16 protein-coding genes and 1 pseudogene are annotated in these 22,089 nt (G+C 66.1%); 8 read left to right on the top strand and 9 right to left on the bottom strand.

What is annotated here, in order from left to right:
• Nucleotides 1-240 precede the first annotated feature (240 nt).
• The 3 genes from ACWCQ6_RS20765 (at nt 241) to gdhA (ending at nt 3,568) form a co-directional block, all read left to right on the top strand.
• Nucleotides 241-1,497 carry a L,D-transpeptidase gene (locus ACWCQ6_RS20765; RefSeq protein WP_451091200.1) on the top strand — a complete coding sequence of 419 codons (1,257 nt, stop codon included), beginning with the start codon at nt 241-243 and terminating at the stop codon, nt 1,495-1,497.
• A 309-nt stretch (nt 1,498-1,806) separates the two neighbouring features.
• Complete coding sequence (locus tag ACWCQ6_RS20760; RefSeq protein WP_451091198.1) at nt 1,807-1,977, top strand: hypothetical protein; 171 nt, start codon at nt 1,807-1,809, stop codon at nt 1,975-1,977.
• Nucleotides 1,978-2,188: 211 nt separating this feature from the next.
• On the top strand, nt 2,189-3,568 hold the full coding sequence (gdhA, locus tag ACWCQ6_RS20755; protein ID WP_451091196.1) for an NADP-specific glutamate dehydrogenase: 1,380 nt from the start codon (nt 2,189-2,191) through the stop codon (nt 3,566-3,568).
• A gap of 59 nt (nt 3,569-3,627) precedes the next feature.
• Here the strand turns inward: gdhA and ACWCQ6_RS20750 are convergent, their stop codons facing one another.
• Nucleotides 3,628-4,023 carry a YrdB family protein gene (locus ACWCQ6_RS20750; RefSeq protein ID WP_451091194.1) on the bottom strand — a complete coding sequence of 132 codons (396 nt, stop codon included), beginning with the start codon at nt 4,021-4,023 and terminating at the stop codon, nt 3,628-3,630.
• Between the two features lie 142 nt (nt 4,024-4,165).
• Between ACWCQ6_RS20750 and ACWCQ6_RS20745 the strand changes: the two genes are divergently transcribed.
• On the top strand, nt 4,166-5,245 hold the full coding sequence (locus ACWCQ6_RS20745) for a hypothetical protein (protein WP_451091192.1): 1,080 nt from the start codon (nt 4,166-4,168) through the stop codon (nt 5,243-5,245).
• 128 nt (nt 5,246-5,373) lie between these two features.
• Here ACWCQ6_RS20745 and ACWCQ6_RS20740 read toward each other — a convergent pair whose 3' ends face one another.
• Complete coding sequence (locus ACWCQ6_RS20740) at nt 5,374-6,468, bottom strand: hypothetical protein (protein WP_451091190.1); 1,095 nt, start codon at nt 6,466-6,468, stop codon at nt 5,374-5,376.
• Between the two features lie 454 nt (nt 6,469-6,922).
• On the opposite strand from ACWCQ6_RS20740, the gene ACWCQ6_RS20735 reads away from it, so the two are divergent.
• Both ACWCQ6_RS20735 and ACWCQ6_RS20730 read left to right on the top strand, forming a co-directional pair.
• On the top strand, nt 6,923-9,580 hold the full coding sequence (locus ACWCQ6_RS20735) for an ATP/GTP-binding protein (RefSeq protein ID WP_451091188.1): 2,658 nt from the start codon (nt 6,923-6,925) through the stop codon (nt 9,578-9,580).
• Nucleotides 9,581-9,584: 4 nt separating this feature from the next.
• Nucleotides 9,585-10,520: a phosphotransferase gene (locus ACWCQ6_RS20730; protein WP_451091186.1), complete on the top strand. Its 936-nt coding sequence runs from the start codon at nt 9,585-9,587 to the stop codon at nt 10,518-10,520.
• A gap of 204 nt (nt 10,521-10,724) precedes the next feature.
• Here the strand turns inward: ACWCQ6_RS20730 and ACWCQ6_RS20725 are convergent, their stop codons facing one another.
• Both ACWCQ6_RS20725 and ACWCQ6_RS20720 read right to left on the bottom strand, forming a co-directional pair.
• A complete protein-coding gene (locus ACWCQ6_RS20725; RefSeq protein WP_451091184.1) occupies nt 10,725-10,922 on the bottom strand; it encodes a DUF397 domain-containing protein in 198 nt (65 codons plus the stop codon).
• Nucleotides 10,919-11,767, bottom strand: a complete 849-nt coding sequence (locus ACWCQ6_RS20720) for a helix-turn-helix domain-containing protein (protein WP_451091182.1) — start codon at nt 11,765-11,767, stop codon at nt 10,919-10,921. Before ACWCQ6_RS20720 ends, ACWCQ6_RS20725 begins: the two co-directional genes overlap by 4 nt.
• A gap of 200 nt (nt 11,768-11,967) precedes the next feature.
• Here ACWCQ6_RS20720 and ACWCQ6_RS20715 point away from each other — a divergent pair, with 200 nt between their 5' ends.
• On the top strand, nt 11,968-12,624 hold the full coding sequence (locus ACWCQ6_RS20715) for an ATP-binding protein (RefSeq protein WP_451091180.1): 657 nt from the start codon (nt 11,968-11,970) through the stop codon (nt 12,622-12,624).
• Between the two features lie 8 nt (nt 12,625-12,632).
• Here ACWCQ6_RS20715 and ACWCQ6_RS20710 read toward each other — a convergent pair whose 3' ends face one another.
• The 5 genes from ACWCQ6_RS20710 to ACWCQ6_RS20690 all read right to left on the bottom strand — a co-directional run bounded on the left by ACWCQ6_RS20710 (nt 12,633) and on the right by ACWCQ6_RS20690 (nt 20,631).
• The gene (locus ACWCQ6_RS20710) at nt 12,633-12,788 is read right to left on the bottom strand and encodes a hypothetical protein (protein WP_451091178.1); all 156 of its coding nucleotides are present in this window, start codon (nt 12,786-12,788) and stop codon (nt 12,633-12,635) included.
• A 68-nt stretch (nt 12,789-12,856) separates the two neighbouring features.
• Nucleotides 12,857-13,936 carry a hypothetical protein gene (locus ACWCQ6_RS20705; RefSeq protein ID WP_451091176.1) on the bottom strand — a complete coding sequence of 360 codons (1,080 nt, stop codon included), beginning with the start codon at nt 13,934-13,936 and terminating at the stop codon, nt 12,857-12,859.
• Nucleotides 13,937-13,956: 20 nt separating this feature from the next.
• On the bottom strand, nt 13,957-15,843 hold the full coding sequence (drmB, locus tag ACWCQ6_RS20700) for a DrmB family protein (protein ID WP_451091174.1): 1,887 nt from the start codon (nt 15,841-15,843) through the stop codon (nt 13,957-13,959).
• Between the two features lie 4 nt (nt 15,844-15,847).
• Nucleotides 15,848-19,009, bottom strand: a complete 3,162-nt coding sequence (locus ACWCQ6_RS20695) for a helicase-related protein (RefSeq protein ID WP_451091172.1) — start codon at nt 19,007-19,009, stop codon at nt 15,848-15,850.
• Nucleotides 19,006-20,631 carry an NERD domain-containing protein gene (locus ACWCQ6_RS20690; protein WP_451091170.1) on the bottom strand — a complete coding sequence of 542 codons (1,626 nt, stop codon included), beginning with the start codon at nt 20,629-20,631 and terminating at the stop codon, nt 19,006-19,008. Before ACWCQ6_RS20690 ends, ACWCQ6_RS20695 begins: the two co-directional genes overlap by 4 nt.
• An 85-nt stretch (nt 20,632-20,716) precedes the next feature.
• Here ACWCQ6_RS20690 and ACWCQ6_RS20685 point away from each other — a divergent pair.
• Nucleotides 20,717-21,898, top strand: a pseudogene (locus ACWCQ6_RS20685) (sigma-70 family RNA polymerase sigma factor); the annotation flags it as partial.
• Nucleotides 21,899-22,089: the final 191 nt, after the last annotated feature.

Below are 22,089 nucleotides of genomic sequence, written 5' to 3'. Positions count from 1 at the left end.
ACCAGCAGCTGGTGAACACCGGCCCCGGACCGCTTCGCACGCGGGCCGGGGCCGTCTCGTTCGCCGGTCACCCCTACGTGATCGGCATCGGGAACCACCGCAACCGCGGACGCGTCGATAAGTGTTGTTCCCCACATCTTTCTTGGATGGGGAACGGGAGACCCTTTCCATGGGTTCTAGGACCATTGACGGGTTCCGCCGATCGGCGGCTCTGCTCGGGTTTTTGAGGATTCGGCAACGATGGAGAAGCGTGTGATGACGGACAGCAAGCGGCGCAGGGGCCTGATAGCCGCGTCCGCAGTGCTCGGCGGCGTTCTGGTGCTCACCGGCTGCAACGGCACGGGCGAGGGCAGCGCCGAGAGCTCGAAGAAGTCGCAGGCGGCCGAGGTCGACAAGGCAGCAGCCCAGGACGCGTCGGAAGCGCAGATCACGATCTCGCCGAAGAACGGCGCGACCAACGCGAGCATCAACAACGACGCCAAGGTCACCGTCTCCAAGGGCACGCTGTCCGAGGTCACCATGACCACGACGGCCGGAGACACCGTCAAGGGCACGCTCGCCGCCGACGGCAAGAGCTGGAAGCCGGACGTCCAGCTGGAGCGCTCGACCACGTACAAGATCAGCGCCACGGCGAAGGACTCCAAGGGCCGCGAGGCACACGAGAATTCCTCCTTCACCACCGTCTCGCCCGACAACAGCTTCATCGGGAACTTCACCCCCGAGGACGGCTCCACGGTCGGCGTCGGCATGCCCGTCTCGATCAACTTCAACAAGGCGATCACGGACAAGAAGGCCGTCGAGGACGCCATCACCGTGACGTCCAGCAGCGGCCAGGAGGTCGTCGGCCACTGGTTCAACTCGCAGCGTCTCGACCTGCGCCCCGAGAACTACTGGCAGAGCGGCTCCACCGTCACGATGAAGCTGGCGCTGGACGGCGTCGAGGGCGCGGACGGCGTCTACGGTGTGCAGCAGAAGACGGTCACCTTCAAGGTCGGGCGCAACCAGGTCTCGACGGTCGATGCCAACACGAAGATGATGACCGTCACCCGGGACGGCAAGACCATCAAGACCATCCCGATCTCCGCCGGCTCGCCATCCAACCCCACCTACAACGGGCAGATGGTGATCTCCGAGAAGTTCAAGGAGACCCGGATGAACGGTGCGACGGTCGGCTTCACCGACGCCGACGGCAAGGGCGAGTACGACATCAAGGACGTGCCGCACGCCATGCGGCTGTCCACCTCGGGCACCTTCATCCACGGCAACTACTGGGGCGCGCCGTTCGGCAGCGCCAACACCAGCCACGGCTGCGTCGGCCTCGCCGATGTGAAGGGTGCGGGCGACCCGAGCCAGCCCGGCGCCTGGTTCTACAACAACTCCATGATCGGCGACGTGGTCATCGTCAAGAACTCCCCGGACAAGACCATCACCCCCGACAACGGCCTCAACGGCTGGAACATGAGCTGGGCCGAGTGGACGGCGGGCTCCCAGGCCTGACCCCACCCCACGCGTCGTCCCCGGCGCGAGCCGCCGGTGGCCGCCCTCGGCGACCACCGGTCCCCGAACCCCGTACGGAGGCGGCGGCACCCGGATCCCCTCGGATCCGCGGTGCCGCCGCCTCCGGCGTTCGTATGTGTCGCGCGTCCCGGTGCTCTCGGCGATCCCCACCCGGCAGACCCTACGCACCGGATCACCGGATCATGGTGCAGCTGGCTACACCATGGATCCGGGGGACCGGCCCATCGTGGCGGCCTCCTCCCACCAGCAGGATGGAGCCATCACCCGGCCCGTCCACGGAGGAATCCCATGAAAGCGCTGCTCTGGATCGTGCTCTGCGCGGCAACCGCCGCGAACGTCTCGCTCAACTTCCTGATGGAGGACAACGGTCTGCACATCGCGCTGAGCGTGGTCTCCGGAGTGGTCGTCCTCGCGTCCGGAGCGGGGCTGTGGACGCTGCGCCGCGAGGCCCGGCCGTAGCCCCCGGCCGGGCGTGTTGCGGGTCTCGTTGAAGAGGCCCGTGGGCGGCTGGGACAATAGGCAGGCCACAACGGTTCTGTACGTCGCTTCCGTGAGCCGCAGAGCGTGCGATGTCTGGGCGACGCCCTCAATGGGGAGGGGGACCGCTGGCGCCCCCGGGACGGGGGCGTCTTCGCGCGCGCTGCCCCATCGACGGAAGGTCTAGACCCTGATGCAGGCGACCCCTGATTCCGTAACCCCGCACACCACCGAGAGCCGCGTCATCGAGCCGCTGTACGCCGAGATCCTCCGGCGCAACCAGGGCGAGAAGGAATTCCACCAGGCCGTACGGGAGGTCCTGGAGACCCTCGGCCCGGTCCTCGCGAAGCGGCCCGAGTTCGTGGACGCCAAGATCATCGAGCGCGTCTGCGAGCCCGAGCGCCAGCTCATCTTCCGGGTGCCGTGGTCCGACGACTCCGGCGAAATCCATGTGAACCGCGGCTTCCGCGTCGAGTTCAGCAGCTCGCTGGGCCCGTACAAGGGCGGGCTCCGCTTCCACCCCTCGGTCAACCTCGGCATCGTGAAGTTCCTCGGCTTCGAGCAGATCTTCAAGAACGCGCTCACCGGCATGCCCATCGGCGGCGGCAAGGGCGGCGCGGACTTCGACCCCAAGGGCCGTTCGGACGCCGAGATCATGCGGTTCTGCCAGTCGTTCATGACCGAACTCCACCGCCACCTCGGCGAGTACACCGATGTCCCCGCAGGTGACATCGGCGTCGGCGGCCGGGAGATCGGCTACCTGTTCGGCCAGTACAAGCGGATCACCAACCGCTACGAGTCCGGCGTACTCACCGGAAAGGGCCTCGGCTGGGGCGGCGCCCAGGCACGCACCGAGGCGACCGGCTACGGCTGCGTCCTGTTCACCGCCGAGATGCTCCGCAGCCGGGGCGAGTCCCTCGACGGCCAGCGCGTTGTCGTCTCGGGCTCGGGCAATGTCGCGATCTACGCGATCGAGAAGGCCCAGCAGCTCGGCGCGACCGTGGTGACCTGCTCCGACTCCAACGGCTACGTCGTGGACGAGAAGGGCATCGACCTGGCCCTCCTCAAGGAGATCAAGGAGGCCGGCCGCGGCCGTGTCTCCGAGTACGCGGAGCGCCGCGGCGAGCACGTCAAGTACGTCCCCGGCGCCGGCGTCTGGAACGTCCCCTGCGACGTGGCACTGCCCTGCGCCACCCAGAACGAACTCCACGAGGCCGACGCCGTGGCCCTGGTACGCCACGGTGTGAAGGCGGTCGCCGAGGGTGCCAACATGCCCACCACACCGGAGGCCGTACGCGTCCTCCAGGAGGCGGGTGTCGCCTTCGCCCCCGGCAAGGCGGCCAACGCGGGCGGTGTGGCGACCAGCGCCCTGGAGATGCAGCAGAACGCCTCCCGCGACTCCTGGACCTTCGCCCACACGGAGGAGCGCCTCGCGCAGATCATGCGCCACATCCACGACTCCTGCTACACCACCGCGGAGCGCTACGGCAGCCCCGGCAACTACGTGGTCGGCGCCAACATCGCCGGCTTCGAACTCGTCGCGGACGCGATGCTGGCACAGGGCCTGATCTGACCCGGCACCCCTGACGCCACCGTGGCCCGGCCGCCCCGAGCAGCCGGGCCACGGCCATGTCAGCCGGCCGGCGCGGCGCGGCGCCGGAAGGTCTCCGCCAGCCCCGTGTTCACGACCACCACCACCCCGAAGAACACCGCCGCCCCCGAATGCCCGACCGCATGCACCGCGAACACCCCACAACCCAGCACCACCGCCTTGACCAGCAGAACCCCCGTGAGCGGCGGTCGGAAGCGGGCCCGAGGCGCGGCGAACATCCCCCACACCACGGCGGCGACAGCGGGCGCCCCGACCCCCAGCAGCACCCGGGAGGCCACACCGCCCCCGGTGGTGAACCCCCACCAGGCCAGAGCGCCCAGCGCCGCCAACTCGACCACGAACGCCAGCAGTTCATTGGCCATGAACCAGGGCGGACCGGCCGGGGTGGCAGGAGTGCTGCGGCCTTCGCTCGGCATCGGTGGACGCTCCATTTCGCGATGCGGTACGGTGACGAGGTCATTACGCTCCGTGTGCCCATGCGCACATGGAGCGGCCCCCGGCGGTGCGCCAACACCAAGTCCGAGGGCCTACACCACCAGTGGAAATGAGCCACCGGAAATGTTGCGTCATGCTATCGCGCCCTCTGTGCGCTATACGAAGGCACCGAACGATGTCGTCCGCCACCCGCGTCTGAACAGCGACGCGAAGATCCTGCTCCTGTACGTGCAGGGCCTCCCCGACAGCGCCACCTTCAAGCCCTTGGGCGAGCTGGCCCAGAAGCTGGGCATCAAGGGCCGCGCGTACCAGAAGGCGAAGCAGCAGCTGGTCGAGCACGGCTACGTACACGAGTGGCGCAGCCAGGCCGACGGCGGCCGCTGGATCACCGAGCAACTCGTGGCGAACACCGCCCTGTCGAATGAGCAGGCGGCCCACGTAAGAGGAACTCCGCCGGTCCCCTCGCCCGTCGCCGTGTCACCGAGTCGGCACTTACCGACGGTCGGCGTACCGGCTGCCCGGACGGCCGGTGGCTATGAACCGGTAGAAGACCACAGTGATAAAACCACCCCCCACCCACCCTCCGAACGCGGGGAGCACTTCCAAGGCTTGGGGCGGTCAGGGCGTCCCGAGCGCCCTGAGTGCTCCGAGGGCTCCGACGGGCCTGAGGGCTTCGACGGCCCTGACCGCCCCGAGGTCTCCGGGCGCTCCGAACCGGACCGCACGGCCCCAACGGCGGACCCCGCCCTGCTGGCCCGCGCCGAACGCGTCCTGCTCTCCCTGCGCCACTCCCGCCGCGAACTGCACCTGGGTGTACGCGAGGCCGCCAAGCTGGCCGTCGAGGCGGTCAAGTGGCTGGAGCGCGGCCTGAGCGAGTCCGACCTGCGCCAGGCCCTGCTCGCCGAACGCCCCAGAGAGGGCGTGCGCTCGGCCGTCGGCTTCCTCCGCTACCGCCTGGTCCAGAAACTCCCCGAACCCCGGACGACCCCCCAGTCCTACGACCTCACACGCCCCCGCGAACTGATCGAGTGCCAGGGCCCAGGCGATGCCCACACCTTCCGCCCCTTGCTGGACGAGACGGAATGCACCTCGTGCCGCCTGATCGCAGCGAACGCCATGTACGCCGCACCGCCCACCCCGGAGCCCGACCACCTGCCGTGGCGCGAGCGCTTCGCCAGGATCAACACAACGCCGACGGCCTGATCCTGGGTGCGGGCGCCGGGCCGACGGAATCCCGGGCGGGGCATCACACTTCGGCACCGGCGAACTCGGACTCGTCTACGGCGTCACTTGATTGAAGGCCGATATGAGGCAACGGACTGTCCGAAGCTTCAGGGCGCGGGCTGGGCCAGCTTCTGGAAGAGGGCAGCGATCTCCGCCTTGTCGGCGATCAGGGGCAACGTGTCGAAGTAGAGCTCCCACTCCCCCCGGGGGCCGAACCGCTCGACGATTCCGAACGGGACGTCCGCCCCCTTGGCGCTGGTCACCCTGCCATGCCACTCCACGTAGGTCGTGTGTTCCCCGAAGGCGACCTGGCCCGCCTTCAACTGCATATCAGCGTGCTCGAAGAGCCGCTTGAGATAGGCAGTCTTGCCCGCGGCCGTGGTCAGCGGCCGAGAGAGCCCCGGCGCCTGCAGCCGGGCGCTGCCCAACCGGTCGGTCAGTGCGGTGACGTCCCCGGCGTTCCATGCTGCAAGCCGAGCCGTGATCTGGTCGGATCGGAACGGCGCACTTGAACCGCCAGCTGCGCCAGTTGCGGGCCCCGAGTCGGTAACTCCCTCGAAGAGAGGCCGCAGTTCGGGGGCGATCGGCTTCAACAACTCGTAACGGTCGTAGTATCGCCGGGCCTGAATCGTCTTGCCGTCGTCAGAGAGTACGTTTCGGGCGATCTGAGGATAGGCCACCTTATGTCCCTTGAGTGTGACCTCGTTCCACTGGCCGAACATCATCACTGCGCCGTCAGCCACCACGTCGGTGCCCCTGTACCGCAAGTCGGGGAAGAGCCCGAGCGATCCGGTGATCGAGTTACCGATTGCGGTGTGCCCGCGCTGCGGCGGGCCGCCCGCCTCCCAGAGCGTCGCATCCTCGTCAAATATATCCAGATATGCCTGGACCCTCGGGTGAGCGATCTCTCCCGGCTGGGGCGGCGTCCCGGTCGGCGTCTCCCCGAAGGTGATCTGCCGCTTCATGAACGCGCACGCGTTCGGCGTGATCCGGCCCTCCAGTCTCTCGACCTTTGCGCGGACTTCCGGACAATCAATCCCAGACGACACCGCGGTGGCCCTCGCCGAGGCAGCGCTGGCCGACCAGGTCGAGCCGGCGGTCAACGTGCCGAGAGACAGCCCGATCCCGATCGCCATCGCGAGCAGTCCGGTCCGTCCCAGTGCCGGCGCATTCGCATATCGTCCTCGCTGCTTTGACCTCATGCTGACACTCCTCTCCTCATCCCCCTCGCATGGATGCGGGAGGGGCACTGCCCGGCACCTTTGCTGCTCCGTGCCTGGTGTGAGCACTCTGCCCGCAGACGTGCAGAGGGGCGATTACCTCCCAGGTAATGCAGCACCGACGGTCCTTTCGGGGCACGTTCACGCGGGACTGGTGGGAGCGAGGACGGTTGGGAATCAGACGGAGGTGCCGGGGCGTGACGGCACCATCGGTACAACCGACCGGTTCAGTGGTGCACGAGCCCGGATCCACTCCACGCACTCGGTGCCGCTCCCGCCGCTGTTGACCTCACGCGGGTGGCGTGAACACATCGCCCCCGCCCCATCGGCGGCGCGAAGCGAACGTATGACCTCACCCGGAGGTGGCCCGGACTTGACCAGGCATCAAAAAGACTGCTGGTCTTGGTAGGTTGTGTCACCGACCAGGGGGTGCCGCGTGTCTCGGTCCGATCTGCGAGCGCTATTCCGATCCAATGATCGCGAACTGAGAGCGGTCGACTTCTTCGCGGACCGCCGGGACGAGTGGGACACGGTGGCCACCAGCCTCGCCGGGCATGTCCAACGGGTGCAACAGCCCGGGTTCGACGTGGAGGACCTGGAGTCCGCCAGGCGTAACGCCCTCGTCTTCTACGGGGTCGGCGGCATCGGCAAGTCCACCTTCTCGCGCGGTGTCGCGGAGCACCTGGCGGGCAGTTCGACGCGCGGCAGTGACTGGCCACCGCTGGATTCCGGGATCGGCCGGGTCGTGCCCGTACGTGTCGACCTCTCCAATGAATCGGGCGTGGACTTCGAGTCGTTGATGCTGGCGCTGCGGCTGGCGGCCTCGGAACTCGGGGAACCCATGCCGGCCTTCGACATCGCCTTCCAGCGGTACTGGGAGCGCAACCACCCGGGGGAGCCGCTCGACGAATATCTGCGGCGGCGTACCTGGTTCAGTCGGCTCCCCGGCACGCGGTCGCTGTCGGGCCAGATGCAGTCGGCACTGTCCGACATCGCGCAAGCGGTAGCCCTGCCGGGTACCGCGGGCTCAGTCATCGGGCAGAGCGTCGGTGCCGTTGTCCGGGCCCTGCGCGAACATCGGCAGCAGGTGCGCGCGCTTGCGGAATGCCGCCGTCTGGCCGACCTGCTGGAGGCCGACCCTGACCTTGAGGCCCTGAGTTACTACTCACACCTGCTCGCCTGGGACCTCAGCCGGGTACCGGAAAAGCAGCGGGCCACTCTCGTCGTTCTGTTGGATACGTTCGAGGATGTCGGCGACCGCGTGCACCGCGATCTGGAGCGGCTGATCCAGCGCGTGGTGTGGCTCATGCCGAACGTCCTGTTCATCATCACCGGTCGCAACCGACTCCAGTGGGATGACGCCAAGCTCGAAGGCCAGCTCGACTGGGCAGGCCAGGAGCGCTGGCCGCTCCTGGCCGGTGGCGCAACCGAGGAGCCACGTCAGCACACGGTCGGCTACCTCTCGGCGGAGGATTGCGAGATCTACCTGTGCGAGCGGCTGACCATTGCTGGGCGACCGCTCATGGACGACCGCACCCGCCACATGATCACAGCGAACTCCCACGGTCTGCCGCTCTATCTTGACCTCGCGGTGATGCGATTCCTCGACCTCTACCGCCGTAACGACCGTGCTCCGGTGTCGGGTGAGTTCAACCTCGACTTCTCCGCCCTCGTCGCACGTACGTTCCGTGACCTCCCCCCGGATGTACGCCGTGTCCTGCGCGCAGTGAGTCTGCTGGATTCCTTCTCGGTCGAGCTGGCCACCGCCGCGGCCGGCCTCGATCGCGACGCCCCTGCCCTCGACCTCGTCGAGCGTCCGTTCGTCGACATGGACCCCGGTGCGCCGTGGCGGCACCGGCTGCACGATCTCGTACGGGACGCAGTCCGCGAGGCCGACGACACGAGTGAGGACCGGTGGAGCGAGGCGGACTGGAAACGTGCGGCCCGTCGCACGTTCACCGCCCTCGGCCGTGAAGCAGCGAGCGACGACCGGGCTCGCCTCGTGGCCGCCCTGCGCCAGGGGCTGCGTCTGGCCCGCGACTATCAGCTGGAACTGGACTGGTTGGCCGATGCGGCCTTCCGCTACGTGGACGACTTCGTCTGGGAACCCATCGAGCTTCCGGCTCAGGAGGAGAACAGCGGCGACGCGATCAGCACCCCGGCCGAGGCCTTGGCCGTGTCGCTGTCGGCCATCGCCCAACGCCAGCGCGAACACCGAGGCCGTACGGCAGAGCGCCTGCGCTCGGTTCTCGACTCCGGTCAGCTCCCCGACCGTCTGCTGGAGCTGCCGCGATACTTCCTCGCGGAGTGCGACCGTGATCTGGGGAACTTCGACGCCTCGCTGGACGGGATGCGCCAGGTCGCCGACGACGGTGGCCGCCTCGCACCGACGGCCGCACGAGGTCTGGTGCACCTGGCCCGCCGGGTCGGCCGCTTCGAGCGCGTACGTGTCGCAGTCGAGGCCCTGGGGCCGGAAGGCCGAGCCGACCGGGCCCGTGGTGACCTGTGGTGGACGCAGGGCAACATCGGCCCCGCATGCTCCGCCTACGCCGCGGGACGGGACGAAGCACTCCACCTCGACCAGCCGGGCGAAGCGGCCCTCGCCCAGGCGTGCCTGGCCTTCGCCGCGGCTTTCCAGGATCGCCCCCGCGCAGCTGAGCAGATCGCCCGCGCCGAGGACATGCTCGGCGGCGTCTCGATCCGCTGGGCGGAGATCCAGACATCCATCGCCACACTCGTACGGGACGCCGGTGTCGCCGCCGACCTCGCGGAGCGTGCTGAGGACACTGTCGCCCGAGCCCGCGCGGCGGGACTCACTTCTTCGATCGCCTACATCCGCCTCGCGGTCTGCCTCCACTCCCTGGTGCTCGGGCGGCTCGACCTGCTGGCTGAGGCGAGGGAGCGGTTGCGAGAGTGCGTGCAGGGTGAGGAGTTCGCCTATCTCGCGGAACTCTCCTACCTGATGGCCGACGAGGCGCCGCCGACCGGTCTACCTCGCGCGCAGTGGCTGGACGGGCAGGCTGCCGTGCAGGCACGCTGGGTGGCGATCGTCGAAGACCGGCGCCGGGAGGCTGCCGCGATCAGAGGAGAATGAGCAGGTGGCGAAGTACACCACGCTGGAACAGATCGACCTGCCGGCCGTGGCCGACAGCTACGGGCTGGAGGAGCCGCGGCTCGTCCCGCTGGCGGGCGGTGCGGCCAACTCCAGCTTTCACCTCTCCAGCGCCAGTGGTGAGTTCGTCCTCACCATCCTCGACAACCACGACACGGCGAGCGCCGAGCGTCTGGCGGCTCACACCCAGGCCCTGTTCCTCCTGGGTGTCCCGACCAGCGCGGTCGTACCGGCCACCGACGGCTCGCTGATCACACACTTCGACAACCGCCCAGTGATTCTCAAGGCGTGGGCCGACGGAAGGGTGGAGCAGCCTTTGCCGGTGCCCCTTCTGCCCGAAGCGGGACGCATCCTTGCCCAACTGCACGCGCTCCCGGCCCAGTCAGCGTGCCTCACCGATATCCCGGTAGGCACTCGCCGCCTCTCGGCCGCCCACGAGGCCCTCATCCCGGACCTCCCCGACAGGAAATTCGCCGCCTGGCTCACCGATCAGCTCAGCCGCATCCACCAGGCCGAAGCAGTGAGCAGCCGCCCGCGCACGGTCACGCACGGGGACCTCTTCGACGACAACATCATCGTGCGGACAGACGGCAGCCTCACCGTCCTCGACTGGGAGACCATCTCCCTCGATGACCCGCTGCTCGACCTCGGCATGGCGGCGGTGGGCCTGGCCCAGGAAGACGGCGCGCTGTCACCGGAGCGCGTGAAGGCCCTGGTCTCCGGGTACGAGCAGATCGCCCCCCTGTCGGAGGAGGACGCGGCCGCGCTCTCCGGGGAGATCATCCACGCAGCGCTCATCATCGCCTTCCACCGCTACTACCGGCACCATGTGCGCTTCCCGGATCCGAGCAAGGCCACGTATCACCTGGAGATGATTCGGTTCGTGGAGTCGGTGGAGGGCGCTGCTCGGGCGCTTGGCTGACGGGAGCAGAGCAGCGTGGGCGGGCCCGGAAACGGCTCCGTAGACAGGCAACGAGCATGCGCCGACTGGTGATCGTGATCTCCGGTGAGCTCGCACCCGAAGCTGCGAGCACCGTGGACGTGCCCCCGCTGCAACACCGGCACAGCTCGATCTGGATGGCCTGACCCGTCGCGGTGGCGGCGGCCTTCGCTCTCACCGATCGGATCAGAGCCGTCGCAGACGAACCGACGCGATGAACCCGGCCCATGCGTCACGTCGAACGGCGATATGACGACCGTTCGGCCGCTTCGAGTCGCGTATGCCTACGGTGGCGTGCAGGTCGGCGATCTCGATGCATTCGCCGCCGGCGCCATTGCTGTAGCTGCTCTTCCGCCACTGCACGGCGGTGGGGGGCAGGTTCATCGTGAGTGCTCCTCCATGGCGGAACGGATCAGCGCAGCTGATCTCTGTGGGCTCAGAGCGAGGGCCCTGAGGTGGTCGAAAGCTCGGGTGTAGACACTGACATCTGCCTGGAGTTCCAGGTAGATCGAGTCGGTGAGGCCCTCCCTGTACACCACGTCGGGGTCCTCCTGCTCAGGGAAGCCGAGCACGGTGAAGGGCCCGGTGGTGGGATACGCCCCGGCGTCGTACGGCAATACCTGCACCGTGACGTTCCTCAATTTCGACATGTCCAGCATACGTTCGAGTTGGGCCGCCATGACCTCTCGGCTGCCCATCACATGCAAGAGGGCGCTCTGGTGGATCACGCACCAGAAGTCGGGTCCTTCCATGGCCGTCAACAGCTCTTGACGGCGCATGCGTACATCGACGAGGCGCGGAATCTCGTCGTGGGGGAGGTCGGGCGTGACGCGGCTCATCTCGGTTGCATACTCCGGCGTCTGCAGAAGACCGGGGACGAACTCTCCCTGGTAGGTGCGCATGCTGCAGGCGGCTTGTTCCAGGCCCACGTATACGGAGAACCATGAAGGAATGGCATTCCCGTGGGCGTGCCACCACCCCTTGGTCTTCGACTCCTTCGCGAGCGACTTCAGCAGGTCGCGCAACTCGTCGGACGTTCCGTAGAAGCGGCACAGCGCGTCCACGTCCGAGGGCTGCACCCGGCCCTGACCCGTCTCCAGACGATTGACCTTGGAGCCGCTCCAGTCGAGTTCCTTGCCAACCTGGTTGCAGGTCAGACCGCTCTCGTCGCGAAGCTTCTTGAGCTCGATCGCCAGTCGGCGACGACGTGCTGTGGGTGAACCGGCCACTTCAACTCCCCTTTGCATAGCGAAGGTTCTATCCCATCGGAATGGGTGCCCCTGGCCAATCACCCGAAGGAGCGAATCTCACCGTGCACATTGCATGAAGGGATTGGAGCTTGGCATTCTCTGTTGCGTAACGACGGTGAGTCACCACGCTTCACGAAGGGTGAGGTGCAGGTTCTCGCTCCGGTGAAAGGCGTGCGCTCGTGGTGAACGGGATCGACGGCTGCATGACGCGAAAGCCCTGGGAGCTGCCCTTCCTGGCAGAGCCCGAAGAGGTCGCCGGACTGAGACGAGTCGTGCGCCTGCAGCTGCGCTTGTGGGGGCTGTCGGACGTGACCGATGCCGCCGAGATCTGCGTGAGTGAGCTGGCGGCGAATGTGATCCGGCATGTCGGTGAGGGAACGCCGTGCACGCTCACGGCTGAGATGCGGGACACGCATCTGCGGATCGGCCTCCGGGACCCGGACACCCGCGCTCTGCCGACGCTGATCTCGGCCGGCCCGGACGCCGAGGCGGGGCGCGGGCTGGCGTTGGTGGATGCCGTGTCGGAGCGCTGGGGCGTGATTCTCGGCGCGGACTCCAAGCTTGTCTGGTGCGACCTTGTCACCCGACTCCGCTCGCCCGCCGGGCATATCGATGACCCGAGAGTCGCGAAGAGCGAGGCGTGTCTGATCCTCTACACGGGAGGTAAGGCGCACGGCTCCGAGAGGGGGCGCATTCGTGCTGCGATTCAGCAGGAGGCGGCGATCGATCTGATCGCCGACCTCCTCCACTGGCTACTCGCCCACGGCTACGACCCGGACGAAGCGCTGGACCGGGCGCAGACGCACTTCGAGGTGAAGCTGAGCCAGGTCGGATGACTCCACGGTCACAGCAGCAGTGCGTCGCTGAAGAACCCGATCGTCGGACCTTCCAGGGTTCCGATCGGCAGGAAACGGTCGAGGAGACCGATGTTGTGTTCGCAACCGGTCTTCGGCGGCAGGCCGCAGACATGGCATGCGGCAAGGCCGATGCCCCGCTGCACAGCTTGGTCACGGACCCCGCGCGAGGGGTGGCAGAGGCCAGCGGGGCGAGCGTACAACGGGTGATGGCTCAGATGGTTCGCCTGCCGAGCAGGGTTGTCGGTATGTCTGCGACGATTTCGGGTTCTCGATTGCCGTGGTAGACGAAATGCAGCTCCTGTCGTGCTCGCATGCACAAGGTGTGGAACCGTTCACGGGCCATCGCGCCGGTGGGATCTTCGGCGTAGCTGTCCAGGTCCGGCACGAAGACGATGTCGAATTCGAGTCCCTTCATGCTGGTGATGTTCACAATCTGGGTCCTGTGCGTGGAGAAGTCGACAGTCCGCCGGTTCATGTCATGGGATATGTAGGACTGAACCGAGGAGTGGAGACCCAGCCCGGACAGTTGGCGGTGGATCTCTCGCTGGAGTTCGGTGGTCCTGCAGATGATGCCAATGGTGCAGTCGGGGCGACTGGAAATGTATTGGGCGAGCTGCGTGATAAATGGGCGTTCCGAGGAACAGTGCATGAGGTGGGGGGCCTCGCCGCTACGGTCTGGGAGTTCACCGTTCTCGAATTGTGGTTCCACTCGGAAAAAATCGGCGAGAAGAGCGATCTCGCGCGATGTGCGGTGATTCGTGCGCAACAGAAGAATTTCCTCGTCGACATCGAGTTCCTTTTCGATTTCGACGATAGTCGTCTGTCTCTCGTCGACACCGCGGCTCCCGTCAGCGAACACGGTGACGTGATTCTCGAGGATTCCGCACAGCTCGTAGAACTGGTGTGGAAGATTCTGCCCCTCGTCGATGACCAGGCATTCCCGCAGTTCCGGTCGGCGCCGCAGGCACGCGATCTGTATCCGGGGCCAATCGAAACTCCACTCGTCCGTCCCGTCATTCGGCGGCTCTTCCTGGAAGTTCTTGTTCCAGAAGTCGCTCAGCCACCGATGGAAAGTGGTCACGCGAAAGCTTTCGGACAGGCGGCCCGAGAACTGTGCGGTGTACTGACTGAGGAGATTCGAACGAGTGATGAGAGAGGTGTCGCGGCCTGCGGTGGCCTGCATCCATGCCCTGTAGACGGCCATGACGGTCTTGCCGGATCCCTGGGGACCGGTGATCAAGTGGTTGCCGTCGAAGGGGAGCTCGACAACGCCATACTGATTTGGCGTCAATTCAAGAAGACTCGGAAAGTTCATGGCGCATCGACGGCTGCTGCGGATTCCTCGAACGCGGCCTGAATCACCGGGTGGAAGAAGCCTTCGACTTGGCCGTCACCTTGGCCGTCACCGATCAGAAGAGTGCGATCGAGCAGCGTGTTCCCGATCTCGCAGCAGGTTTCCGGGAGTAGTGAGCAAGCGTGGCAGGCAGCTCTGTTGAGGTTCGCCAAAGAACGACCTGTGGGGTCGGCACACAGCGGGTCCTGCGAACACCACTGTGCCGACTCGAGAAGGCGCACCATCGTGTCCATCAGGTGCGGGGGCAGCCCTTGGCGGACCAGACCGCCCAGGGTCCCCTCCGAATCCCCGGCCGCAGTGTAGATGAATATGCCGGCCTGCTGAGGGTTCTGGCTCCCCACCGGGTGGCTCCTGGCGTAGACGCGCTCACGGAGAGACGCCGCGTTGTACCCACTGTCGTACGAGAGCTGGCGGATGAACTGATGCGCCAGTGTATGCAGCATGACGAATCTGGGCAGCAGCCGCGGCCCTGTCTTCTCTCGCAGGCGTTCAATCTGGAAAGAGGCCTCGAGGTTCCCCTCGATCCCTTCGACCCAGTTCAGCAGGGCCGATGACGATTCCCATGTCTCGAGCGCATCCTGATTGAACGAGATGAAGATTCCTTCGCCGTACGACTCCACGGCGGGTAGCCACTGTGCCCGGGCGACGGGGTTCACCGAAACCAGACGTTCGCGGCCCTCCGACTCGTAGCGGGAAAAGCCCTCGAGTGCCCTGACTTCACGGATGCGGTCGGCCACCACGACTCGGTCGATGCGGTGGTGGAGCAGCTCGAGAGAGGTGGGGTCGTCCGCGTGTGCTCCCAGGCCCACCTGTCTGACGCTGAAGTCGGCCGTGCAGTCCTTTTTCGAGTCCGAGGAGGTGAATGCCGCCCATTCGGCGACGCTTAGGTCCTCGACTGCGGCATCGACCACTGGCCCCGCCGATGCATCGGTTGCGTGGGCCCGGCGCAAGTCGTCGACGAATTCCGTGGAGACGCCGCACTTCTTCGCGATGTGCTTGACGATCACATCTGTGACAGGTGTGTCGCCGGTTTCGATGAGTTCTTCCCACATCGCATGAGTCGTGACTCTTTGGGCTGCTTCGTCATCAGTGTCGAGGTTCGACGGAGAAGGAATCTCAATAGCGGAATGGACCAGCGGGAAATAGACGTTGGAGGCGCCGCGCTGGACTGCACGCGGCATCTCTGCGCACTCGTCGCGCTCGTCGTCGGAGGTCTGCCAGGGCTGGCTCCCCGAGCAGCGTGCGCCGATCTGCTTCAGAATGTACTTCTGACTGATTCCTTCGAGTGTCCGATAGGCGTTGCAGGTGATACACGCCACCTTGAGCGCGTCGAGGCCGGAGGAATCCGGAGTGGCGACGAACTTGAGGCTCCTCACACCGCACTGACGTTGATCGTGCCCCTCGGCGCGCGAGTGCGCCCATCGCCGCCAGTCGACATCGGCCATGTGCCCTTCTCTGCAGACCTGAATGAAACGCATGGGGGCCAGCTGGGGTGCGTTCGAGCATCGGCCGCATTTTGGAGCCTTGTCCCTCTGCTCCGCCTCGGGGCGCCAATGGGTCATGACCCTGCACTTCGGGCAGAACAACCAACGAGGGAAACGCACATACCCGGGGCCGCGGCGAGACACGTACTGGGCCTTGCCCGATGGGATCACCGCTGCGGCGCGGAAGCCCCGCACCCCCAGCTTCCTGGCCAGCCGGGGGGAGTCCACCGGATCGCCCTGGTTACCCCAGCTCCGGATGTCGGCGGCGACGAACGACTCGCCCTGCAAGTCGATGATGCCGCCGACACCGAACGGAGAGATGGTCTGTGTCCGGCGAACCTTCCGCCTGATGTCCTTCATTCGGTCATGCCCCCCTGACCGCGACCAGGCATTCCCGATCGACATTTCTCATGGACTGGGCGGTCTCCCACAGTCCTTGTCGCTTTCCGAAGTCCGTCAGCAGAGAGGCATGCCCGAGTCCCTGCGGTCGGTAGTAGAGGCGGCTTCCCTCCCCCCGGGCGATGGCAGCTTCCTGCATCCACGCCTCGATCAGCTCGTCCAGCTGCTGCCGAGCCGACTCGCTCTCGTCGGGATCAGAACTCTGCACATGCGCCACGATGCGATCCCGCACGTGTCGGACCTCCTCCTTGTGATCGAGCACGTCCCCGGCACCGTCCTCGGAGTTCAGCCCCATGCCATGACGTACGAGGATGGTGAGTGCCGCGTGCAGAGCCCGATCTCGGGACGGCGGCGACCATGGTGTGACACTGGTGGGCTCCACGTGTCGATAGAGAGAGGAGTGATAGACCCCGAAGGACTCGTAGTGGGAACGGTCGCGGGGTTTGCTCGATCGGAAGAGAGTGACGATCAATCCGGGAACGGTACGGCGACCGACTCGGCTGGTCGCTTGAATGTACTCGGAGGTCGTCTTGGGCTGCCCGTTCATGAGCATGAGGCCCAGGCGCGACACGTCGACGCCGACGGACAGCATGTTGGTCGTCGCGAGAAAGGAGACGCTCTCTCTGTCCGTGAACGACCGGCCGAGACGGTCGAGCAGCCTGGGCTGGGAGGCTCGGGGGATGTTGCTCGTCAGCTCGACGACGGCATGGTCGGGGAGATCACGGCGCGTCGATTCGTCATGCGTGAGATGTTCGAGTCTGGCCGGGATGTCGTCCCGGGCGATCGTGACGGTGCGTCCGAGTTCGCGAAGGCTGTTGTGATAGGCGACCACGGTCCAGTAGGCGTCGCGCAAATCGTCCCTGTCACAGACATCGTTGGTGGCTTGGAGGGCCGCCGCCCCCACGTGGACGGTCCCGGTGGAGGATGTGTGCCCCTGCGCCATGACGCCGACGTAGAGCCGTCCCGGGCGGTCGTGATCGGGGGAGGCGAAGTAGGAGTAGCGGGCATCGGTTCCCGCCGGAGGGAAGAGCTGCGTCCGGCGACCATAGAGGCTCTTGATCTGTTCCTGCGACCGGCGGATCGTCGCCGTCGAAGCGATCACCTTCGGCTTGATGCCGTCCCATGCGCAGAGTTCCAGAACTGCTGCCTCGTAGAGGCCGACCGTCGTGCCCAGTGGACCGGCCAGCAGATGCAGTTCGTCCTGAATCACCAGTGAGGGCCTGCGCCTGCCCTTGCCGCCGAAGATTCGACCGGCGTCCCGCTCCCAGGCCAGTCGCGCGAACTTGTCCACGGTGCCGAGCAGGAATGTGGGCGGTTCTTCGTAGATGTGCTGGTCGACCACGGAGACCGGTAGCCGGTCGTGGAAGACGCAGGTATCCCGAGGGCAGAAGAACGAGAAGCTGACGGAGTCCGCCGCGATCCCGAAGTCACTGTCGCGGGTGTGGTGCTGCGGGACGATCTCGGTCCCGCACCAGGGGCAACGCTCCAGGAGAAACCGGTCGTCGGGATCGTTCATCTGCTTGAGCTCGCCGAGGGCGGTCTCAGCCTCGGCGTACGAGTTCGGTGTGGTGTCCCTGCCCACCCAGAGGCCCACAGTGATCGGTTCGTCCCCCAGATCTCGCGCTTCGGGTCCGTCATGCCCGAGCCGCATGTACTCGAGAGCGCAGATGGCCGTAGCCGTCCGCTGGAACTGTTGGGTGGTGAGGAGGCTGAGCGTGTACCGACTGATGACAGCCGTGCCACCGCCTGCGGTTTCGTAGTGAAGCCGGCGCCAGGCGATCTCGAAGCACGCGGTGAGCAGGTACGCCTCCGTCTTGCCGCCGCCCGTGGGGAACCAGATGAGGTCGACCGTGTCGCGGTCTTCGTGACCGGGGTCGATGAGCCCCTCGACGACCAGCAGGAAGAAGGCGAGCTGGAACGGGTGCCATGCTGCGTTCGCGTCCGGCTCGGAGACCTCGACGATACTTTCGTTCCTGCGGCGTCGGGTGCCGGCCAGTTCGCTCCGACTGTGCAGCATCTGCAGGGCCATGGCTCGGTTGGCCAGCCGGAACGCCTCTCGTGCGTGGTTGCCGGCGGTCCCTTCCGCGGTGAGGATCTCGATGCCGGACTCCATGCGCCGGACAGCGGTTTCGACGCGTTCGAGGATGCGTGAAGCCGGTGCTTGGGCCCATTGCGGGAGATTCGTGGACGCCTCCTTCACGCTCGCTTCGTACCAGGTGCGATAGCCCGCGACGAACGCATCGAGTTCCGTGCGCAACGTTTCGACGGGAAGGTCCCGCCGGTACAGGCGTGCGAGATTGAGCACCGGCAGGTCCGTGGGGCCGTCCGGACGGATGTGGTCGACCTTCTGTTGCGGCATGACCTCTGAGCGCAGGGTGGTGACCTGCCCCTCCGAATCCGTCCACTCGACCGCACAGCCGTGTCCGATGGCTCGCGTCGATATGTGTCGGTACTGAACCCGGAGCTCCTCCTCCTCGGGGTCCCGGCTGTTGAGGCGCGTGCTCGGGTACTCGAGCACCCTGCCGCCCAGTGTTGTGGCTTCGAGGCCGGCCTGAAAGAGCATTAGATTCCACGAGTTCCGTTGATTCTCATCCTCGTGGTGAGCGTTCGCCAGCACACAGGTGACGAGATGGCCCGCGCCATGCCTGCGCCACCGGACATAGAGACGCGCATGCCCGTCCAAGACGAGTTCGCTCTTCGTCGGCCCCCGGGCGATCCGGACCGTCTGGGAACGGCTTGGGCGCCTGGTCCAGATCCTTCGTCCGGCCTCACGCACCGTCTCGTAGCGCGCGGCGGAACAAGTCACCTCGAGAGCTGGCGCGTTGGTGAAGAACGAGAACCCGAGTGATGACGGCATCCACGCGTTCGCCTCGGCCACGGGGTCGTCGGCAAACCCGTCCTCCTCGCCGACGCCGGCGGCGTCCGAGGACAGCTCCTGTTCACCAGCGGCCGACGTACGGTCGTGGAAGTCCGTGCCGCGCGGGTAGAGAGTGCCCATGAGATAACGCCGATCGGGAGGGTCGACGAGCGTCTCCTCCGCCTCGGGATGCGGTCCGACGAGCTGCCTGCGCAGATACTCGACGAATTCCCCGCGATATGCGGTGAGTTCCTGCTCGGAAGCAGTCATCCCTCCTCACCTTCCTTCTCCAGTGCTGCAGCGCCCATGTCTCTCAGTGCACGGTTGACGTCGGGCAGCGTAGCGATCCACAAGTGTGCGCGGGCGCGGGTCCATGCGACATAGACCGCGTCGAGTCGACCTTTGAGTGCTTCGACATCGAGGTCGATGAGGCACACCACCTGGTTCTCCAGGCCCTTGAAGTCCACCACCGAGGACCAGGTGATGCGATTCCTCGACCGACCGGTGCCGATGGTCTCCGCGTATCGCTCGATCTTGGAGAAGCGGCGTGAAAGCCGGGCGGAGGTGTTCTTCCAATCGCCTGAGGATGAGACCAGTGTGATGTCCCGAGGGGCCACGCCGTCATCCAGGAGGCGGTCCAGATGCGCGTCCAGCGCGTCGGCTTCGTCCTCTCTCGAAGTGACCTTGGCGAAGGTCACCCGCTCTCCCTCTCCCGCCATCGCGACTCCCAGGTCGGCGCCCGTGTAGCGCTGGACCTGCTTCACGATCTGCTTGGTGTTACGGCAATTGCGTCTCAGGGAGGCTGTCATCGCGCCCAGTTCGCGAAGGTACTTCCACGCATCCGGGTCGTAGCCATCAGGAGAGAGAACCTGATTGTTCCGGTCGAGCATGAAGATCCACCGGCCGCCGTCCAATCCGCCTTCGACGAGCTCCTCGAGCTCTCCCAGATGCTCGAAACTCATCAAGTCCTGCGCCTCGTCCACGATCAGGTGGTCGAAGGAGCGCCCCCGTATCTCGTCGAGCCGATCGAAGGGGAGTACGACGATCGAGTCCTCGGACAGGATGCTCGAGACGTGCGCTGCCAGCGTCCGACTCGCGCAGGTGAAGAGGACCGTGCCATGGGCCGACTTGCGCCGGGCGGCCTCGGCCGCCAGGAACGTCTTGCCTGTTCCTGCCCCTCCGGTCCAGATGAGGCGGGGGTTCTCCTCCAACTCGTCGATGCGCTCGAGCTGTTCGGTGGTCAGTCGCTCGAACGTGGCCTCGAGATCGGTGATGCGGGACTGGAGGTTGGGCACGAGGTCGAATTCGGGACGTACGGCCTTCAGGATGTCCCCGCGCAGCTGCGCGGAGATGGGGGAGATGGCCGACCTGTTCCTGCCCTTGCTCGGCCAGTAGCGTTCGGCCCGTCGAATCGCCGCCTCGAGCCCCTTCCCACCGGCGTACCCCGTCTGACCGAGATACTGTGCTGCTTCGTAGGTCGTCATGGGTGGGAGGTCGACATTCGGGGTGATGACCAGGTATCCACCCACCGCGCCGCGACCGCGAAGACCGTCGACCGATGCCTGGAACTCTCGTTCCAGTTCGTGCATGCCGCTGCTGGCTTGCTCGAAGGGACCCTCTGCCCGTGTGTCCACGCACCCGTCGCCCCGGCTGTAATGCCACTTGCCGTCGCGGAAGGCGACTCCTCCTCCCTTCACCTCGATGAACAGGATCAGCCGAGGCGTGACCACGACGAAGTCGATCTCGCCTACGCGCTTGTAGTGGTGTGCCGGGAGATGGACGGAGTGCAACGCGACGCTCTCCTTGTCCGGGATGGCCTTGAGGGCGGCGAAGACGCTTCGCTCGGCAACGCTCCTGGTCCTGTTCGAGATTTCGCTCGGAACGATCCTCATCAACTCTCCCCGCATTCACGTCAACAGGGTCAAGATAGCCATGTGACCTGGGAACAGTCACGGAGCAAGTGCGCAGGGTGGAGCTATGAGCGCGGAACATCGACTAACAGCCAGTCAACGTACATATCCGGCCGATTCGGCCCGGGTCGAGGCGCTGTTGCGTCGATTCCGGGCTGAAGGGATCGATCGCGACTTCGCGGTCTCACAGGTGGCCGCCGCCGCACTCCTCGACTCCGACTCCCGTCGTGCGCTGACTTCCCTGATGGAGGCCGAAGGATGGACAGTTGATCCGGCGGACATCGGCGCACCAGCCAGAAGTTCCCAGTCCGGGATCGCCGTCGCGAGGCAGGATCTCGATGAGCTCCCGCTCGAACCTCTGGGAGGTTCCGGCCTCGCGGGGGATGAACGATCGGCAGGAGCCGTCACGGCGGCGAGACGGGTCCTGGAGAATGACAGATGGGACAACCGACCGGAGAAGCGGATCCTGAGCGCCGAGGAGGAGGTGGGCCTCTTCCGGCTTCTGAGATCCGACCTTCCATTGACCGGAGACCTTCCCGAGGGATACCTGCGTGGTTTGCCGAGCGGGAGCGAAGCGCATCGCGCGTACGTGGCTCTGGTGAGGCACAATCAAGGGCTCGTTTACGCGACGGTGAAGGACAAGGTTCCTGACGGAGAGGGATTGGACCGCGAGGAAGTCGTCCAGTTCGGAGAATTCGGCCTGATACGCGCCCTGGAGAAGTTCGATATTACGAGAGGGCTGAAATTCTCCACGTACGCCACGTGGTGGATCAGGCAATCGGCCGACCGCGGTGTGGCGGACTTCGGGTCTGTGATTCGCTATCCGGTCCATGTGCGGGAGGCGATCAGGAAGGTCCGGAAGGCCCAGCGAAAGTTCCAGGGTCTGGGGCGGGAGCCGGACGAGGTGGACCTTGCGGCCGAGTGCGACATGGACCACAAAAAGGTCGTCGAGTGCCTGAAGCTGATGCGTGGGGTCCTATCGCTCGACGGGCTCGTCGAGAGTTTCGTGCCCGAGGAACGGTTTCGGGGGACAAGTCGGGGTGTGCCGGAACCTCACGAGGCGTTGAGGGCGCACTTCGCTCTGGAGGAGCTCAGGCCTCTACTGGGCATCCTGCCGGAGCGCACTTTGCTCGTGATCCTGCACCGCTACGGCGTCGTGGATGGCGAGCGCTGGACACTGGAGGCGCTGGGGGACCGGTTCGGAGTGACGCGTGAGCGGGTTCGACAGCTCGAACTCCGAGGTATGCAGGACCTCCGCATGGCTCTTGGTCTCGAGTCGGACCCCGCGGTCGCGACCGAGCGAAGACTGCAGGACGTGAAGGAGAGGCTGAGGCGGAGCCGCGAGAAGCTGAGAAGGCTTCGCCGAGCGGCCGTCGCGGTAGGTGGGCCGGCACCCACGCCGGGAGGAGTCGGCGCAATCTTGGGTGGTTGCCCGGACAA

The organism is Streptomyces sp. NPDC001880 (assembly GCF_053594575.1).
Note: the sequence above shows the minus strand (reverse complement) of the source record. Positions and strands in the feature narration are given on the sequence as shown.

Coding starts and splice junctions, on each gene's coding strand:
- ACWCQ6_RS20690 (WP_451091170.1), bottom strand. CDS start 20,631: ATGAGGATCGTTCCGAGCGAAATCTCGAACAGGACCAGGAGCGTTGCC.
- ACWCQ6_RS20695 (WP_451091172.1), bottom strand. CDS start 19,009: ATGACTGCTTCCGAGCAGGAACTCACCGCATATCGCGGGGAATTCGTC.
- gdhA (WP_451091196.1), top strand. CDS start 2,189: ATGCAGGCGACCCCTGATTCCGTAACCCCGCACACCACCGAGAGCCGC.
- ACWCQ6_RS20725 (WP_451091184.1), bottom strand. CDS start 10,922: ATGAACCTGCCCCCCACCGCCGTGCAGTGGCGGAAGAGCAGCTACAGC.
- drmB (WP_451091174.1), bottom strand. CDS start 15,843: ATGAAGGACATCAGGCGGAAGGTTCGCCGGACACAGACCATCTCTCCG.
- ACWCQ6_RS20740 (WP_451091190.1), bottom strand. CDS start 6,468: ATGAGGTCAAAGCAGCGAGGACGATATGCGAATGCGCCGGCACTGGGA.
- ACWCQ6_RS20750 (WP_451091194.1), bottom strand. CDS start 4,023: ATGCCGAGCGAAGGCCGCAGCACTCCTGCCACCCCGGCCGGTCCGCCC.
- ACWCQ6_RS20745 (WP_451091192.1), top strand. CDS start 4,166: ATGTTGCGTCATGCTATCGCGCCCTCTGTGCGCTATACGAAGGCACCG.
- ACWCQ6_RS20760 (WP_451091198.1), top strand. CDS start 1,807: ATGAAAGCGCTGCTCTGGATCGTGCTCTGCGCGGCAACCGCCGCGAAC.
- ACWCQ6_RS20765 (WP_451091200.1), top strand. CDS start 241: ATGGAGAAGCGTGTGATGACGGACAGCAAGCGGCGCAGGGGCCTGATA.